Origin of the sequence: Mycobacterium sp. ACS1612 (assembly GCF_001667505.1) — a bacterium.
In the GTDB taxonomy this organism is placed as follows: Bacteria; Actinomycetota; Actinomycetes; order Mycobacteriales; family Mycobacteriaceae; genus Mycobacterium.
Genome location: NZ_LZHZ01000033.1, coordinates 16,792 through 32,700, shown reverse-complemented (window position 1 = coordinate 32,700; position 15,909 = coordinate 16,792). Strand labels below are relative to the sequence as shown.

General features: G+C 66.6%; 19 protein-coding genes. 8 read left to right on the top strand and 11 right to left on the bottom strand.

The annotated features are described in order from the left end of the window. Positions 1 to 19 precede the first annotated feature (19 nt). From A5724_RS14195 to A5724_RS14185, 3 genes are read right to left on the bottom strand one after another with little or no spacing between them, the layout of a single operon-like run. Positions 20 to 1,471 (bottom strand): MCE family protein, encoded by a 1,452-nt coding sequence (locus A5724_RS14195; protein WP_067802563.1) that lies wholly within the window; start codon positions 1,469 to 1,471, stop codon positions 20 to 22. A gap of 3 nt (positions 1,472 to 1,474) precedes the next feature. Next, entirely contained in the window at positions 1,475 to 2,329 is an 855-nt protein-coding gene (locus A5724_RS14190) for an ABC transporter permease (RefSeq protein ID WP_067802560.1), read from the bottom strand. After that, entirely contained in the window at positions 2,326 to 3,093 is a 768-nt protein-coding gene (locus A5724_RS14185) for an ABC transporter permease (RefSeq protein WP_067802558.1), read from the bottom strand. The genes A5724_RS14190 and A5724_RS14185 overlap by 4 nt, the downstream gene beginning before the upstream one ends. 289 nt (positions 3,094 to 3,382) lie before the next feature. Between A5724_RS14185 and A5724_RS14180 the strand changes: the two genes are divergently transcribed. After that, the gene (locus A5724_RS14180; RefSeq protein ID WP_232004824.1) at positions 3,383 to 3,964 is read left to right on the top strand and encodes a TetR/AcrR family transcriptional regulator; all 582 of its coding nucleotides are present in this window, start codon (positions 3,383 to 3,385) and stop codon (positions 3,962 to 3,964) included. Here the strand turns inward: A5724_RS14180 and A5724_RS14175 are convergent. Both A5724_RS14175 and A5724_RS14170 read right to left on the bottom strand, forming a co-directional pair. Beyond that, a complete protein-coding gene (locus tag A5724_RS14175; RefSeq protein ID WP_067802556.1) occupies positions 3,930 to 4,400 on the bottom strand; it encodes a VOC family protein in 471 nt (156 codons plus the stop codon). The genes A5724_RS14180 and A5724_RS14175 overlap by 35 nt on opposite strands. Positions 4,401 to 4,458: 58 nt before the next feature. Beyond that, positions 4,459 to 5,070: a TetR/AcrR family transcriptional regulator gene (locus tag A5724_RS14170; protein ID WP_197518654.1), complete on the bottom strand. Its 612-nt coding sequence runs from the start codon at positions 5,068 to 5,070 to the stop codon at positions 4,459 to 4,461. A gap of 77 nt (positions 5,071 to 5,147) precedes the next feature. Between A5724_RS14170 and A5724_RS14165 the strand changes: the two genes are divergently transcribed. The 3 genes from A5724_RS14165 to A5724_RS14155 all read left to right on the top strand — a co-directional run bounded on the left by A5724_RS14165 (position 5,148) and on the right by A5724_RS14155 (position 9,387). Further along, positions 5,148 to 6,002, top strand: coding sequence for an alpha/beta fold hydrolase (locus A5724_RS14165; RefSeq protein ID WP_067802555.1), 855 nt, complete (start codon positions 5,148 to 5,150; stop codon positions 6,000 to 6,002). Continuing rightward, positions 5,999 to 8,878: an aminotransferase gene (locus tag A5724_RS14160; protein WP_067802553.1), complete on the top strand. Its 2,880-nt coding sequence runs from the start codon at positions 5,999 to 6,001 to the stop codon at positions 8,876 to 8,878. The genes A5724_RS14165 and A5724_RS14160 overlap by 4 nt, the downstream gene beginning before the upstream one ends. 98 nt (positions 8,879 to 8,976) lie before the next feature. Next, on the top strand, positions 8,977 to 9,387 hold the full coding sequence (locus tag A5724_RS14155) for a hypothetical protein (protein WP_067802550.1): 411 nt from the start codon (positions 8,977 to 8,979) through the stop codon (positions 9,385 to 9,387). Positions 9,388 to 9,423: 36 nt separating this feature from the next. On the opposite strand, the gene A5724_RS14150 is transcribed toward A5724_RS14155, so the two are convergent. Next, the gene (locus A5724_RS14150) at positions 9,424 to 10,377 is read right to left on the bottom strand and encodes a hypothetical protein (protein WP_197518653.1); all 954 of its coding nucleotides are present in this window, start codon (positions 10,375 to 10,377) and stop codon (positions 9,424 to 9,426) included. Between the two features lie 25 nt (positions 10,378 to 10,402). Between A5724_RS14150 and A5724_RS14145 the strand changes: the two genes are divergently transcribed. Further along, entirely contained in the window at positions 10,403 to 11,188 is a 786-nt protein-coding gene (locus tag A5724_RS14145; RefSeq protein WP_197518652.1) for an adenylate/guanylate cyclase domain-containing protein, read from the top strand. Here A5724_RS14145 and A5724_RS33750 read toward each other — a convergent pair. Beyond that, positions 11,185 to 11,346, bottom strand: coding sequence for a hypothetical protein (locus tag A5724_RS33750; protein ID WP_101952515.1), 162 nt, complete (start codon positions 11,344 to 11,346; stop codon positions 11,185 to 11,187). The genes A5724_RS14145 and A5724_RS33750 overlap by 4 nt on opposite strands. A gap of 41 nt (positions 11,347 to 11,387) precedes the next feature. On the opposite strand from A5724_RS33750, the gene A5724_RS14140 reads away from it, so the two are divergent. Then, positions 11,388 to 12,065, top strand: coding sequence for a guanylate cyclase (locus tag A5724_RS14140; RefSeq protein WP_067802891.1), 678 nt, complete (start codon positions 11,388 to 11,390; stop codon positions 12,063 to 12,065). Between the two features lie 7 nt (positions 12,066 to 12,072). Here A5724_RS14140 and A5724_RS14135 read toward each other — a convergent pair whose 3' ends face one another. Then, positions 12,073 to 13,077, bottom strand: a complete 1,005-nt coding sequence (locus A5724_RS14135; RefSeq protein ID WP_232004823.1) for a DUF2993 domain-containing protein — start codon at positions 13,075 to 13,077, stop codon at positions 12,073 to 12,075. 173 nt (positions 13,078 to 13,250) lie between these two features. Between A5724_RS14135 and A5724_RS14130 the strand changes: the two genes are divergently transcribed. Both A5724_RS14130 and A5724_RS14125 read left to right on the top strand, forming a co-directional pair. Continuing rightward, positions 13,251 to 13,499, top strand: a complete 249-nt coding sequence (locus tag A5724_RS14130; protein WP_067802546.1) for a hypothetical protein — start codon at positions 13,251 to 13,253, stop codon at positions 13,497 to 13,499. 17 nt (positions 13,500 to 13,516) lie between these two features. Further along, on the top strand, positions 13,517 to 13,750 hold the full coding sequence (locus A5724_RS14125) for a hypothetical protein (RefSeq protein ID WP_067802543.1): 234 nt from the start codon (positions 13,517 to 13,519) through the stop codon (positions 13,748 to 13,750). A gap of 49 nt (positions 13,751 to 13,799) precedes the next feature. On the opposite strand, the gene A5724_RS14120 is transcribed toward A5724_RS14125, so the two are convergent. The 3 genes from A5724_RS14120 to A5724_RS14110 are packed head-to-tail and all read right to left on the bottom strand — an operon-like array spanning position 13,800 to position 15,907. Then, complete coding sequence (locus A5724_RS14120; protein WP_067802540.1) at positions 13,800 to 15,011, bottom strand: serine hydrolase; 1,212 nt, start codon at positions 15,009 to 15,011, stop codon at positions 13,800 to 13,802. Next, positions 14,987 to 15,574, bottom strand: coding sequence for a VOC family protein (locus A5724_RS14115; protein ID WP_067802888.1), 588 nt, complete (start codon positions 15,572 to 15,574; stop codon positions 14,987 to 14,989). The genes A5724_RS14120 and A5724_RS14115 overlap by 25 nt, the downstream gene beginning before the upstream one ends. 54 nt (positions 15,575 to 15,628) lie before the next feature. Beyond that, the gene (locus tag A5724_RS14110; RefSeq protein ID WP_067802537.1) at positions 15,629 to 15,907 is read right to left on the bottom strand and encodes a hypothetical protein; all 279 of its coding nucleotides are present in this window, start codon (positions 15,905 to 15,907) and stop codon (positions 15,629 to 15,631) included. Positions 15,908 to 15,909: the final 2 nt, after the last annotated feature.

Sequence of the window (15,909 nt, the reverse complement as noted above, 5' to 3'; positions counted from 1 at the left end):
TCGCGGTTGCGGGGTTCGGTCAGGGCGACGGAGCGGCAAGCTCCGGAAGCGGTACGGGCGGCAGCGGTGTCGGCTGCATCTGTGCAGGCGAGTGCACGATGAACGGCTCCGAGCCCGGCGTCGGCCCCGGCTCGCGCGGCGCCATCGGGGGCGGCGCGGGCGGAAGTCCGGGCCACAGCGGGGTGCCGTCCGGTGCGTACAGGTCGGCGCCGTACGCCGGCGCACCGGGATACGGGATCGGTCCTGGCGCCGGCCCGCCGAACAGGTTGCGGATGCTCGGCGGTTCGGGCACCGCGCGGGTGACCGGCAGGTAGTTCGCCCAGGCCGGGAAGCCGATGCCGGGGTTGGGCCGCCAGTCGATGCCGGTGCCGAATCCGGTGTTGGTGACGAGGTTGCGCACCGGCCAGTTCTTCGCGACGTCGGGCAGCGACCCGCATCCCGGCTTGCCGCCTGGTCCACCCTTGGCGCCGATGACGGGCAGGTTGTCCGGATAGTGGTAGGGGTCGTCGCCGAGGGCCAGGGACGTGTCGAGCACGAGTGTGCGGCCGTTGCCGCCCGCCGATTCGTAACCGCCGGTGTCCAGGATGGTCTTCGCGCCCATCAGCAGGCAGGTGTACTCGGGGTTGTACTTGTAGAGCAGATTCGTCGTCGGCTCCAGCACGTTGATGGCCTTGATCAGGTTCGCCTGATTCGGCGCCAACAGGTTGATGCCGCTGTTGGAGAACCCAATGGTGGCCAGCAACAACGCATCCAGCTGCTTGGCGTGACTGGTGACCGTCTGGCTGGTGGTGCTCGCCGCGTTCAACACCGTCAGGATGTCCTGCGCCGCACCGCTGTACGCGTCGTTGAACCCCTTGAGCGCCTGCCAGTCCGCGCGGATCGTCTCGCTACGCGGATTGAGTTGTAGCAGCACCTGGTTGGCGTCGGTGGTGGCCTGGCCGATCTTCTCTCCCTGTCCGCGAACACCTTCGGCGAGCGCGGCAAGCGTGCTGTTGAGTTTCGCGGTGTCGACCTGGTTGAGCACCGCCACCACGTTCTGGAAGACCGTGTTGACCTCGGTGCTGACGTTGCGCGACTGCAGCACCTGACCGGCGGCCAGCCGCTGCGGGCTGGGGTTCTCCGGATAGACGAGGTCGACGAACTTCGCGCCGAACACCGTGGTGGCACGGATCTGCGCCTCGACGTTGGCGGGGATGAACTCGATCTGGTCGCGGTCGATCTCCAGCTTCAGCGACACCGGCTCTCGGCCGCCGTGGATGGCGGACACCCGGCCGACCTGGACGCCGCGCATCTTGACCTTGGCGTTGGTCTCCATCACCAAACCCGCGCGGTCCGACGTCAGCGTGACCGGGACCTCGCTTCGGAAGGTGCCGGCGAACAGGGCCAGGCACAGCCAGATCAACAGGGCGGAACCCACCACCAGGATCAGCGTGTACCACGCGGGGTGCAGGCCGGTGTCGTCGCTGTCCATCTGCTACCCGGCCAAGTTGAAATTTCCGGACTGGCCGTACACGGCCAGCGACATCATCACGAGAACGAACGCGGCGACGATCAGCGACGTGCGAACGGCGCGCCCGACCGCTTCACCGACGCCCGCCGGTCCGCCACGGGCGGTGTAGCCGTAGAACGTGTGCACGAGCATGATCACCACGGCCAGCACGACGCACTGCAGGAAGGACCACATCAGGTCGGTCGGGTTGAGGAAGGTACGGAAGTAGTGGTCGTACACGCCGGTCGACTGCCCGTAGATGACGGTGGTGCCGAACTTCGCCGCCCAGAACGAGGCAATCACCCCAACGCAATACAGCGGGATGACGACGAGCAGACCCGCGAGCACACGGGTGGACGCCAGGTAGGCGACCGACCGGATGCCCATCACTTCGAGCGCGTCGATCTCTTCGTTGATCCGCATCGCGCCCAGTTGCGCGGTGGCACCGGCCCCGATCGTGGCAGACAGTGCGACCGCCGTGGTGGCAGGCGCGATCAGCCGGACGTTGAAAAATGCTGACGCGAAGCCGGTCAGGGCTTCGACACCGATCTCGGAGAAGTCGGTGTACCCCTGCACGGCCACCAACGCGCCCGTCGTCACGGTCAGGAAGCCGACGATGGCGACCGTTCCACCGATGACGATCAGCGCACCCGCGCCCAGACCCATGGCGGCGATCTGCCGGATCAACTCGACGCGGTACGAGGTGACGGCGATGTGGATTGAGCGCAGTGTCGTGCCGTAGAACTTCGTCTGCCTGCCGATTCGGTTCCAGGGCTCGGCCACTGACCGATACCTGGCCTTCAGCCACGGGAACTGCGAATGGGGTCGGGAGACGGTCACATCGTCACCTTCACGGCGACGGCGGTCGCGACCACGTTGATGGCGAACAGCGCCATGAACGTGAACACGACGGTTTCGTTGACCGCGATTCCGACGCCTGCCGGGCCGCCGCCCACCGAAACGCCCTTGTAGCAGGCGATCATTCCGGCGGACAACCCGAACAACGCGGCCTTCAGCAATGCGATCGTGACGTCCGCGGCACCGATGATCAGCGTCAGACCTGCCGCGAACGCGCCGGGCGACACGTGCTGGATGTAGACGCAGAACAGGTAGGCGCCTGCCAGGCCGACCAGAATCACCGTCGCGGCCAGGGCCAGCGACACCAGCGTGGCGGCCAGCACCCGCGGAACAACAAGAGCCTGAATAGGATTGACGCCCATCACTCGGAGGGCGTCAAGTTCTTCACGGATGGTGCGCGCACCGAGGTCGGCACACATCGCGGTGGCCCCCGCGCCGGCCACCACCAACACCGTGACGATCGGTCCGATCTGTCGCACCGTGCCGAGCGCCGCGCCGGTGCCGGAGAAATCGGCGGCACCGAATTCGGTCAGCAGGATGTTGAACGTGAACGTCAGCAGCACCGTGTAAGGGATCGTGAGCATCAGCGTCGGGACGATGGAGACCCGAGCGACAAACCAAGACTGCGAGATGAATTCGCGCCACGCGAAGGGCGGCTTGAACATGGCGACGAAGGTGTCGAGCGCCATCGCATAAAAGCCGCCGAAGCCGCGCACCGGTTTGGCTAAGAGACTGGAAGCGACCATCAGCGGGTCCTCCCTCGTCTTTCCCTCATCGCCATAGGCTGCCGATCCCTCCCGCGAACAACCTGGTGCGCAAGTTGTGAGTGTTGCACGGGATGACGCGGCAGAACCGTACATCACAGATTTCTGGCCGCACAACACGTAGCCCTGGCCCGGTGAGAATCACCGCTTGTCGAGGTGCGCGTGCCCTAACAGCAAAACGCAGGACCGGCACCGCCGGGGTTTCTGGAATTGCGTTCCAGCTGCGACAAAAAGTGCTCTACCTTGATCTCATGACCACCGCGACGCGGCGTTGGGCGAAGACCGATGCGATCAACAGCGCATTCTCGACGCTGCCACCGAGGTTTTCGCCGCGCGCGGATACACCGCGGCGACGATGGCCGATATCGTCGACCAGTCCCGGGCCAGCATCGGCAGTATTTACCACCACTTCGGCGGTAAGCGCGAGTTGTTTCTGGCTATCTTCGAGCGGCTCACCGCCGATATCGACCGCTACATCGAAGAAGCCGCCGACGCCTATCGCGGCGGCAGCCGCCAGCGCGCCTTCGAGGCGAACGCGCGGGCGTATCTCAACGCGATCTGGTTTTATCGGCGCGCGGCGGTGGTGCTGGCGTCCGGTGACACCCCGGCCGGCTTCGACGAGGTCCGGCGCAGCGACATCCAGCGCGGGTTCCACCGCTGGATGTCGGTGCTCGAACTCGACACCTCGCCGCGCGGTCAGCTGCTGATGCGTCTCCTCATCGACGTGATGACCGAGGCTTCGGCGATGGTGATGGTGTGCGCGAACGCCGACGAGGTCGGGCCCATCACCGATGCGACGATCGAGTGCCTGCGCCGCCTCACGCGTCGACAGCGTCCTCGATATCGGCGATGACGATCTTGCGCATTCCGTGCAGCGCCTTCGTCGCCGCGGTGGCACGGGCCGGATCGGGGTCGGAAGTCAACTCGAGAACGCGGGCGGGGGTGACCTGCCAACTCACCCCGAAACGGTCCTTGAGCCAACCACATTCGGACTCTTCGCCACCGTCGACCAATCGGTCCCAGTAGTAGTCGACCTCGGCTTGGTCCTTGCACTCGATCATGAAAGACACCGCCTCGGTGAATTGGAACGCAGGCCCGCCGTTGATGCCGATGAATCGCGTGCCGTCGAGCACGAAGGCGGCCCACACCGCGTCGCCAGGTTTTCCAGGGCCGGCATCGGTGTAGCGCGCGATCTGTTCGATCGACGAGTTCGGAAAGACCGTCGTGTAGAACTGTGCGGCTTCCTCGACGTTGTTGTCGAACCACAGACACGGGGTGATCGCTGGCATCGCAGACTCCTATCGTATGAACGGCTCTCGCTGTACTGACCGTCCTCGCGTCAGAGACTCATCGCCCGTCGGCGGGCGCCTTGGCTCCGAGCGCGCGCAGCGCGAACTGAAGCACCCAGTCCATCGACCGGTGCAGTCGCTGTTCGTCGTCTGGCGACTGATTGGCCATTTCACGGCTGATCACCGCGCTGATGGCCGCCGCGTCGTGTTCGGGGTCGGCCAGCGGAAACGAACCATCTTCTCGGCCGCGCCGGAGGATCTCGACCAGTGAACGTTCCCTGTCGTGGTGGGCGCGCTCACGGGTTTCCCGATACCCCTTCGCGGCGCGCACCTCGTCGGAGTCGATCACGGTCAAGTGCATGCGCAGTTCTTCGTCATGCATCCAGCCGAACATCCCGCCGATCCAGGCACGCAAGTGGTCGACGGGATTGCCGGGCTCGTCGACGATGCGGTCGAGCCGAGCGGCCAGTGCGTCGCTCTCCTGCCGCAACAGCGCCAGGAACAACTCGTCCTTGGATTCGAAGTGACGGTAGAAGGCCCGCGTCGACACCCGGGCGCGCTGCAAAATCGCGGCAACCGGGATCGGGCCCGAGTGCGGCTCAGACAGGCAGCGATAGGCTGCGTCGATGATGCAGCCGCGGTCGTCTTCGCTGGCGGGATCTGGCTGCACGATCGCAAAGTCTAGGGACGCTATGCACCTGCTGGGCCGAAGATCGACGCAAATTATCACCTGGGTAACGTGAGGCCGTGAGCACCGCCCGCTGCGAGCCGCAGACCGTCAAGTTCCGCGGCATCGACGACCTTGTTCTGGTTGCCGACGAGTGGAATCCCAGGGTTAGCAGCGGGCCTTCCGTATTGTTGCTGCACGGCGGCGGGCAGAACCGCTTCTCCTGGAAGAACACGGGCCAGATCCTGGCCGACTACGGATTCCACGTCGTCGCGTTGGACAGCCGCGGCCACGGGGACAGCGACCGTTCCCCCGACGCGACCTACACGGTCGATGCGTTGGCCGCCGACACGCTCGTCGTGCTCGAGCAGATCGCGGGCCCGGTGATCCTGATCGGCGCCAGCATGGGTGGCATGACCGGCATCCTGGTCGCCGATGCTGCGGGGCCGGCGAAGGTCACCAAGCTGGTGCTCGTCGACGTGGTGCCGCGATACGAGAAGAGCGGCAGCGCCCGGATTCGCGAGTTCATGTTCAGTCACGTGCACGGCTTCGCGACCTTGGACGAGGCGGCCGACGCGGTCGCGGAGTATCTGCCGCATCGGTCCAAGCCGCGCAGCCCGGAGGGTTTGAAGAAGAACCTGCGACGACGCGACGGCCGCTGGTATTGGCATTGGGACCCGAAGTTCCTTACCGCCCCGGCGGACGACGCGTTCGTGCGGGAGGAAAAGCTCGAGCAGGCGGCGATGAGTCTGACCGTCCCGATCCTGCTGATTCGCGGCAAGCTGTCCGATGTGGTCAGCCCAGAAGGGGTGAAGGACTTCCTGGAGAAGGTGCCGCACGCGGAGTTCGTCGAACTCTCCGACGCCGGGCATACCGCGGCGGGAGACGACAACGATGCATTCACCCAAGCCGTCGTCCAATTCGTCAGCCGGTGACCGTCGGGTTCAATTTCCTTGAGGCACCGGAGCTTCCGGCGCCTCAAGTGAGTGAGACGCAAGCCGGGGAGATCCTGGCCCGGCACTACGGACGGCAGGCCCGCGCGACATCGCTCGGCAGCCAACAGGACAAGAACTTCGTGATGACCGACGCCGACGGCGCCATCGTCGGTGTGCTGAAGATCGCCAATCCTGCCTTCAACGCCACCGAGATCGAGGCGCAGGATCTGGCGGCGCTGCGCATCGCCGAGGCCGAACCCGCGTTGCGGATCGCCGTGCCGATGCCTAATTCCGCCGGCGAAATGTGCACGGCCGTCGACGGTTTGGTGGATGGCACCGCGTATGTGCGGCTGTTGCGCTACCTGCCAGGCGGGACGCTGTTCGAGCCGGGCTACCTGTCGCCGGACAAGGTCGCCGGTTTGGGCGAAGTGGCCGGGCGGGTGAGCAGAGCGCTCGAGGGGTTCAGCCATCCCGGTCTCGACCGGATCCTGCAGTGGGATCTGCGGTATGCCGAGGCCGTCGTGTCCGAACTGATCTCGTACGTCGCGGATCCGTTGCACCGGGCCCGGCTTGACGCGGCGGCGCAGGAAGCATGGGCGCGTGTCGCGCCTCTCGTCGACTACCTGCCGCGCCAAGCGGTGCATCTGGACATGACCGACGCGAACGTGGTCCTCGGCGACGGCGTGCCGGATGGCGTGATCGACTTCGGTGACCTGTCCGACACCTGGGCGGTGGCCGATCTGGCGATCACCGCGTCGTCGGTGCTGGGCCACGTCGGCAGCGAACCGGTCTCGATCCTGCCTGCGGTCAGGGCGTTTCACGCGATCAGGCCGCTGACGGGGGCGGAGGCGGAGGCGTTGTGGCCGCTGCTGGTGCTGCGGGCCGCGGTGCTGATCGTCAGCGGAGCGCAGCAGACCAGCCTCGACCCCGACAACCCGTATCTCGCCGACCAGGCGGGCAGCGAGTGGCGCATGTTCGAACAGGCGACCTCGATCCCGATCGACGTGATGACGGAGGTGATCAAGGCCGACCTCGGGTTCGCCGCGTCACCGCCACCGGTGCCGGGGTCGCTGCTCGACGTCGATCCCGCTTCGGTGACGACGCTGGACCTCGGCACCACCTCGGACGTCTACGATTTCGCGTTCACCGACGACGGATCGCTGCGGCGCGACGTCGAGGACGAATTGGCCAGGGCAGGCGCCGGGGTCGTCGTCACGCGGTACGGCGAGGCGCAACTCAGCAGGACGGTCAGGCTCAGCCAGCAGAGCCCCGAGGTGGTCGCGACCGGCGTCAGGCTGTGGGCAGCGTCCGGGCTGGCCCTCGTCGCGCCGTGGGACGGTGAGATCGACGGTTCGACGTTGCGGGGCGCCGACTACGAACTGGCATTGACCGGAGCCGACGTCGCGTCGGGCAGCGTGCGCGCGGGCGAGCCGCTGGCCGATGTTCCGGCGGGCCGCTGGGTTGAGGTGGCGGTGCGGCCGGTCGGCGCGCCCGCTGCGCCGGCGTTGGTGCGGCCGGAGTTGGCGCCCGGCTGGCTGGCGCTGACCCGCGACCCACGGCCGCTGCTCGGGCTGCCTGCGGTGAGCGCACTCGAGGCGGGCGATCTGCTGTCGCGACGCGATGCGAGTTTCGCGCCGGTACAAGAGTTCTACTACCGCAGGCCGCCGCAGATCGAGCGCGGCCGACGGCACTATCTGATGTCCACGGCGGGCCGCACGTACCTGGACATGGTCAACAACGTGACGGTGCTCGGCCACGCGCATCCGCGGATCGCGGATACGGCGGCCAGACAGCTGCGCAAGTTGAACACGAACTCACGGTTCAACTACGAAGCGGTCGTCGAATTCAGCGAGCGGCTGGCGGGGCTGCTGCCGGATCCGCTGGACACCGTCTTCCTGGTCAATTCCGGTTCTGAGGCGAGTGATCTGGCGATCCGGCTGGCGACGGCGGCGACGGGCCGACGGGATGTGGTCGCCGTCCGCGAGGCGTACCACGGTTGGACGTACGGCACGGACGCGGTGTCTACGTCCACGGCCGACAATCCCAATGCGCTTGCCACTCGGCCGGATTGGGTGCACACCGTGGAGTCGCCGAACAGCTTCCGCGGCAAGTACCGCGGCGCCGAGGCGGTGCGGTACGCCGCCGATGCGGTGGCGGTGATCGAGCAGTTGGCGGCGGAGGGCCGACCGCCCGCGGGGTTCATCTGCGAGAGCGTCTACGGCAACGCGGGCGGTATGGCGCTGCCAGACGGGTATCTGCAGCAGGTGTATGCCGCGGTCCGAGCCCAGGGCGGACTGGCGATCTCGGATGAGGTTCAGGTCGGCTATGGCCGTCTCGGCGAGTGGTTTTGGGGTTTTCAGCAGCAGGACGCGGTGCCCGACATCGTCGCGGTCGCGAAATCGGTCGGCAACGGCTATCCGTTGGGTGCGGTGATCACCAGTCGCGCGGTCGCGGAAGGGTTCCGGTCACAGGGGTATTTCTTCTCCTCGACCGGTGGCAGTCCGCTGTCGTGTGCGATCGGGATGACGGTCCTCGACGTGCTCCACGACGAGCGGTTACAGGAGAACGCTGCGACGGTCGGAGCGCACCTGAAGGCGAGACTGCAGGCGCTGCAGCACAAGCACCCCATCATTGGCACCGTGCACGGGATCGGGTTGTATCTCGGTGTGGAGATGGTGCGCGACCGGTCGACGCTGGAGCCTGCCGTGCAGGAGACGTCGGCGATCTGCGACCGGATGCTCGAACTCGGGGTGATCATCCAGCCCACCGGCGACCATCAGAACATCCTGAAGACGAAGCCGCCGTTGTGCATTGACGTCGAGGGCGCGGACTTCTACGTCGACACCCTGGATCGGGTCCTGACGGAGGGCTGGTAATCCCAGCCCGCGAGCGCGGAGGAGCGTGGCCAGATCCACTCGGATCTTGGCAAGAAACGAGAAGTCCGGTCCGCCGGCAGTCGCCTAACCTTACCGCAATGTCCGCGATCCTGCTCAGCGCCCACGTCATCGTCGCGATCCTGGCGGTTGGGCCAATTGCCGTCGCGGCGAGCATGTTTCCGCGGTATGCCCGCGACGGTGGTGCTGTCGCCGATGTGTTGTACCGCATCTGTCGGACGTACGCCGCGGTAGCCGTGGCGGTTCCGTTGCTGGGCATCGCCACGGCGGTGTCGATGGGTGTGCTGACGCAGGCCTGGGTGCTGGTCTCAATCGGGCTGACGGTCGTCGCCGCGGTGGTCTTGATCGCGGGCATCCTGCCCGACCAGCGGGCGGCGTTGGCGGGGGACACCGTCACTCGATTAGCCATGACCACAGGAGTTTTCAACCTGCTGTGGGTCGCCGTGACCGTCCTGATGATCGTGCGGCCGGGGTCGACGACCGGAGTCTGAGTTGCGGCGCACTCGGGACGTGCGCGGCAGGCAGGGTCAGGCCAGCAGCGGCACCTCGGCGTGTCGCTTATCGGTGAGGATCTCGAACATCGCCCGGCGGGGGGCCACCAGCTCCGCGCGCTCGAAAGCCTTGCCCGCTAACTGAACTCGACATGTCGCGATCGCCGAGTTGTAGCAGTACTTCTGCGCCCCGTCGGTGTCGGTGTAGGTCAGCCCGATGACATCCGACGGCTCCGCCACGATCTCGCCTTCGATCATCTGATCCCCGACGCGCCCGCCGAACGCCCACGAGAACGGCTGATACCTCCCGTGAGTCTGCAGACTGCCCACGATCGAACGGACCGCGAACTCCTGCCCGGCATGCCTGAACACGAACAGCGTCGCGGCGGGCGTCAACACCGGCCCGATCGCGGCCCGCGCGGTGACGATCTCCAGCGTCGTATCCGGCGCATCGTCGAAACCGCACACCTGCCCGAACGCATAGGCGGGGGTATGCCGCGTGCCCCAATTGTGGTTGACACTGCCGGTCCAACCGTCGAGCACGAGACAGGCGTCGTCGAGTTCCACCCGCCCGTCGAACTGCGCCAACGGATGGCGCACCGTGGTTTTCGCGGTCGGAATGCGCGCCTTGTACGCGCGGTCGGTGAGCAGTTTCACCGAGTCCTCACCGCCAGGGGTGATGCGCAGGTCCCATCGCGCCGAACGGCTCCCGCCCGTCACCACACCCTGCGCCGACCTGTCGTCGATGGACGTCGCGCCGATGCGGGCGGTCCAGTCGTCGTATTCGTAGTCGGCGGCGTCGATCGGGTACGGCTCCTTGAGCGCGCGGTTGCCCTGACCGTCCGGGTCGAACACCATCACCCACACGTCGGCCACCGGGTCGCCCATCGTGGGCAGCAGCAGGGTCTCGCGCAGCCACAGCGCCTGTGGCAGTTCAGGGTGGTTCGCGCGGATGTAACGGCTCTCGTAGTAGGGCGCCTGCGGCTTCACGCGATCAGCATCCAATACTTGACCGGTGATCGGAGCGCAGATTGCTGCTTACGTACTCGCGGGCGTCGCGGCGGTGGAGGCGGCGGCGCTCGTCGTCCTCGGCCTGCGCTATCGGCGCCAGCAGCAGGAACTCGACGAGTTGCGCCGGCGCGTCGACACCAGGAACATGCTGTTCACCGGCGGTCGGGAGGCCGTCAAGCAGGTCTGGCAGACCGCCAACATCCTGCGCAAGGATGGCCTCGGCGCGGCGGTGCGGTCGTCGATCGAGGACCTGGCCGATTGGGCCGAGGTGGAACGACCTGACCTCGCCCGGTTGGCGCCGAGCGGCAAGGTCGCCATCGTGTTCTCCGACATCGAGGACTCGACGGCGCTCAACGAGCGCATCGGCGACCGGTCGTGGGTCAGGCTGATCGGCAGTCACGACAAGATGGTCCGCAGGCTCGTCGACAAACACTCCGGCCATGTGGTGAAGAGCCAGGGTGACGGTTTCATGATCGCGTTCGCGCAGGCCGACGAGGCGGTGCGGTGCAGCATGGCCGTGCAGCGTTCACTTCGCAGGCGGCCCAACGGGATTCGGGTTCGCATCGGCATTCATATGGGCAAGTCGGTACGTCGCGGTGACGATCTGTTCGGCCGCAACGTCGCGATGGCGGCCCGGGTGGCCGCGCAGGCCGACGGCGGCGAGATCCTGGTCAGCGAGGTGGTTCGGGACGCCCTCACCGATGCGGACAACATCGCGTTCGACGACGGGCGCGACGTCCAGTTGAAGGGGTTCTCCGGCTCGCACCGGCTTTACGCCGTCGCGTCCTAGGTGGCCTTGTCGGCGTCTGCGACGCGCTGGTGCAGTCGGGCGCGGATGTCTTCGGGGGTGTAGGCGTTGCGCTTGCGTTGGTCGCGTGCGACCAGCACGCCGCCCGCCACTACGCCGGCGACTCCCGCCAGTCCAACCCACTTCCATAAGCTGCGCATCGCGACAGTTTGCCTAAGCTGCCCGTGTGAAGGAAAGCACCGTGTCGCTGAGTCGGGCGCTGGACGAGACCAGGACGGGCGATATCTGGCTGTTCCGGGGGACCTCCGGGCCGGACCGGGCGATCCAGACGATGAGCAACGCACCGGTCAATCACGTGGGGATGACCATCGCGATCGAGGATCTGCCACCGCTGATCTGGCACGCCGAGCTGGGCGACAAGCTGACCGACATGTGGACCGGAGGTCACCACCGCGGAGTTCAGCTGCACGACGCGAGGCAGGCCGTCGAGCGGTGGATGAACAGCTATCACCAGCGCTGCTGGCTGCGTCAGCTCACGCCGTACGCCACCCGCGAGCAGGAAGACCTCGCGTTGAAGGTCGTCGCGAGGATGGACGGCACGCCGTTTCCCACCACGGCTCGGCTGACGGGCCGGTGGTTTCGCGGCCGGCTCGCGGTCGCCGACTTCACCCGCGGACTTCCGTTCGTGCACAACAGTGTTCGGGCAGCCGCCCAGCGCAGGAAGAAGGAGAAACTTCAGGTCGGGCTGGAGACGGCGTACTGCGCGGAGACCGTCGCCATCACCTATGAGGAGATGGGTCTCCTGTCGACGGAGAAGCATTACAACTGGTTCGACCCGGGCGTGTTCTGGAGCGGTGACGAGCTTCCGCTGGCACCCGGTTACCAGTTGGGCGACGAAATCGCTGTGGTCGCAGACTGATCCGCGCTCACAGCCGCGCGAAGCACGGGTTGGCGTCCGCTTTCGGAATCGTCGCGTTCTGGCTGGAGAACGTCCCGACGACGCCCGTGCTCGTCACCTTCACACTGTCGGCATGAATGCCGAGCGGATAGTTGTCGTTCAGCTTCTTGGTCAGCGTGTCCAGCCCTGCCTGCACCGCGTCTTGCGGCAACACGCCGGTGACGTCGACGACCTGGAGGTTCAGATCACCGTCGGTGACAACGGGTTTCGCGGTGACGCTGCTGCCGGGTGCAGTCAGGATGATGGTGCCTGCAGCGGCGTCGGTGCTGACACCGGTGACCAGATTGCCGACCCCGGGCAGGTTGGCCGCCACAGTGTCCTTGATGCCGGAGGACTTCCAGCTCAGGGTCGCGGTCAACGATCCGATGGTGCCCTTGCCGTTCGCGGAGTCCTGCAGTCGCACGTCTTTGAGCGTCACGTCGGCGGTCATTCCGTCGGCGCTCTGCACCCTGTTCCCGTCGGTTTCCACCGTGATGTTGGTGTAGTGGCCGGTGATGTGCTGCCACAGAAACGGCGGATTGACGCCGAATGAGATGGAGGCGCCGTCCTTGACGACGCATTCGGCGACCTCGGTCAGGATGCTGTCGGCCCTGTACCGGGCATAGAGTTCACCACCTGCCAGTCCTCCGATGAGCAGCGCGACCACGATCACGACGATGAGCACAATCGACATCCGCGACAGCCCGCGTCGACGCCGCTTCTGCTCGGGCGACGGGGGCGGTGGCGGTGCCGGCATTCCCGGTCGCGGCGGCGGTGGGGGCGGCGGCGTGCGCCAAATCTGTTCGGTGGGTGACGCATCGGCCGGTGACGGTGGCCGCGGAATCCGCTGCGTCGGGCCGGCGTCGGCGGGGCGATACGGCCCGCGCAGACGCTCGGTCGGCGGCTCCGGCCGTCGCGGCGGCCGGGGGGGCCCCGGCGGCGGCGCGCCCCTGCCGCGCCAGTCAGGCTGCCGGGGGCGTTGCGGCGGAGTCACCTGCGCGATTCTGCCTCATGTTGGGCCCGGCCCGCGCCGTTCCCGTTGGCTACCGCACCCGGGTTGCAGGTAGCCGCAGGCAACGACGGGTGTCAGCGGTGACGACTTCGGCTTGCTGAGGCGGCAGTCTTCTAACCAGCCCAACAGGGTGCCCGACAAGCCAGGAGGACGACATGCAGAACAGGATCAAGTACCTCGCCCCGGTGATGGCCGTCGCTGCCATCGGTGTCGCGCTCGCCCCCGTCGCCAGCGCCGCGACCGCGGCGACATCGCATACCGCACCGTCCGCCGTGAGCACCGCGGGCACCGACCCGATCGTGCCGTTCGGCACCGACCCGCACAGCCCGTACGTGCTGGGGTACCACACCTCAGACCACGACGAGTCCAACACCACCAACGGTCAAGTCGACGTTCCGTTCTGAGCAGGCAGGAGATCATCATGAAGACCTTCAAGTACGCCGCGCCGTCGCTGGCCGCCGCCACGCTGGGTGTCGCGGTTGCGTTCGCCCCGATCGCCAGCGCTGCCACCCATGCGACGCCGGCGCCGACGCAGTCGCCGCACGCCGCGGTCACCGACACCGATCCGGCCACGCCGTACGGCACCGACCCCGAGAGCCCAGCCATCTTCGGCTACCACACGTGGCTCGGCGACGACACCGACGTGCCCTTCTGAGCGTCGGTGACCAAGACCCCATCTGCACATCGCAGGTGGGGTCTTTGGCTCATTCGGTGGGCAGCGACAAGCCCGCGTAGATCTCGTTCAGCATCGTCGGCAGCATGGCCTGCGCTGTCGTTCTGCCGTCGGGCGAGAGCGTCAGGTTCGTCCAAATCACAAGTGCCACATCGTTGTCCGGGTCGTAACCCATGAACGAGTTGAAGCCGGGCAGTTCGCCCCCGTGATAGAACATCGCGGCGTTCGGGCCGAACCGCTGATACGAGATGCCGTAGCCGTATTTCTGACCGTCGGGCTGGTCGGGATCCTCGGCTTGCGGGCTGGCCAACCATTCTCTGTGTGAGTCGGCGGTGAACACCTTGCCCGATACCAGCGCCTTCATCCAGGTGGCGAGGTCGTCGGCGGTGGAGATCGCCCCCCCTGCCGCGGTGGCATATGAGGGGTTCTGGTTCGTGTAGTCGACGGGCTGCAGCGTTCCGGCTTCGGCGTCGGCCTTGACGTCGGCGGGATAGGCGACGTCGGCGAGCGCGTAGACGCTTCCGCCATACATGTAGCCGTGCGAGTAGGGCGCAGGCATGGAGGTGTCGTCGGCGGCGGGAAGCGATGTCTGCGTCAGGCCGGCGGGGCCGAACAGTCGCTCCTGCAACTGCTCCACCAACGGGCGTCCGCCGACCTTCTCCGCGATGACACCGAGCAGCGTGTAGTTGGTGTTGCTGTAGTCGTACGAGGCGTCGGGCGCGAACAGCGGCGGGTGCCGGAACGCGATCGCCAGCGCCTCCTGCGGCGTCCACGCCTTCTCGGGGGTGGCATCCATCGCGGCGGCGAGTGCGGGGTCGAACGTGTAGCCGTACAGACCGCTGCGCATCTTCAGAAGCTGTGCGACGGTGATGCTTTCGCCATTCGGCACGTCGGGAACGTAGCGCGACACCGGGTCGCGGAAGTTCAGTTTGCCGTCCTGGGCGAGCAGCACGATCAGCGCGGCGGTCATGGTCTTGGTGTTCGACGCGATCCGGAAGTGGGTGGCGGCGGTCGGGGGTATTCGGGCGCCGAGGTCGGTGGTTCCCACGCCGGCGGTGACGTCGCCCTTCGGTGTGCGCACCAGCACCATAGTGCCGGGCACCTTCAATTTTGTCGCGGCGCTTTCCACGACAGCTTGAAGAGTCTGTGGGTCAATGGTTTTCAGTGCCGATGGTGTCGACTCGCCGGCCGGCGAGCACGACACGAGCACTGCGGCGATCAGGAGCGCTCGGCAAAACCGCATCGTCGGGCAGCCTCTGGGCCTGGCAGAGTTCGACGGGCCTGCCACATCACCCCGGGCACGGTACGTGCGAGGTCCAGGCGACTCCTGGCGAAGCTGTTGATGGCGCGGCAGAAGGACCAAACCTGGCGTGGGGTGGGGACTTTCGGCACCCATGACAGCTCCCAGTGAATGCCGTTGATGGGGTCGTCGAAGAACACAGCGTAGTAGCCCGGCCAGTATTGCGGGTAATCCTTCGGCGCATCAGTGACGTCGATGTCGCGCGGCAGCAGGAACTCGTGGTGAAACCGGTCGACTTCTTTCCGGCTGCGCGCCCACAACGCGATGTGGTTGATACCCACGGCCTGGTCGACGTGCCTGAGCTTGTGGCCGGTGCGCGCAGGCTGGATGCCGATGTAGCTGTGCGGGTTGACGTACCGCGTGAAGTAGTAGATCGACTGGTACTCCATGTCCAGCGACGAGAAGCTGTCGTATCCCAGCCAGCCGAACAACGCGTCATAGAACGCGATGGAGTCGTCATAGTCCGATACCGCGAACTCCACGTGGCTGACGCCGCGCCACCGCATCATCCCTCCCCAGCACTCGGCTACTACACACGGTAGTACAGCAGGGTCGGAGATTTACTCGTTTTGGCGACGTTCGGCTTCGGCCATTTCCCTGGCGACGTCGGCTTGCTGCCGCCGCGCCGCCGCTGACGAGCGCTCCGACTGGTCGTCTATCCGCTGCAGCCTCTCCCGTTCCCAGGCGGCAGCGGTGCCCTCGCGTTCGTCCGCGAGCCTCTCGCGTTCGTCTGCGGTGTCCTCGCGAACGTCGGCGACGCGGTCCCGCTCATCGGCGATTTTGTCGCGTTCGGCGGCGGAACGCTCGCGACGTGTCAGCTCAGCCTCGCCACTGACCACAG

Excerpts from the sequence above, each read along its gene's own strand:
- A5724_RS33750 (WP_101952515.1), bottom strand. The coding sequence starts at position 11,346 with ATGCGCAGCTTATGGAAGTGGGTTGGACTGGCGGGAGTCGCCGGCGTA.
- A5724_RS14175 (WP_067802556.1), bottom strand. The coding sequence starts at position 4,400 with ATGCCAGCGATCACCCCGTGTCTGTGGTTCGACAACAACGTCGAGGAA.
- A5724_RS14185 (WP_067802558.1), bottom strand. The coding sequence starts at position 3,093 with ATGGTCGCTTCCAGTCTCTTAGCCAAACCGGTGCGCGGCTTCGGCGGC.
- A5724_RS14155 (WP_067802550.1), top strand. The coding sequence starts at position 8,977 with ATGTCCGCGATCCTGCTCAGCGCCCACGTCATCGTCGCGATCCTGGCG.
- A5724_RS14195 (WP_067802563.1), bottom strand. The coding sequence starts at position 1,471 with ATGGACAGCGACGACACCGGCCTGCACCCCGCGTGGTACACGCTGATC.
- A5724_RS14125 (WP_067802543.1), top strand. The coding sequence starts at position 13,517 with ATGAAGACCTTCAAGTACGCCGCGCCGTCGCTGGCCGCCGCCACGCTG.
- A5724_RS14130 (WP_067802546.1), top strand. The coding sequence starts at position 13,251 with ATGCAGAACAGGATCAAGTACCTCGCCCCGGTGATGGCCGTCGCTGCC.
- A5724_RS14120 (WP_067802540.1), bottom strand. The coding sequence starts at position 15,011 with ATGCGGTTTTGCCGAGCGCTCCTGATCGCCGCAGTGCTCGTGTCGTGC.
- A5724_RS14115 (WP_067802888.1), bottom strand. The coding sequence starts at position 15,574 with ATGCGGTGGCGCGGCGTCAGCCACGTGGAGTTCGCGGTATCGGACTAT.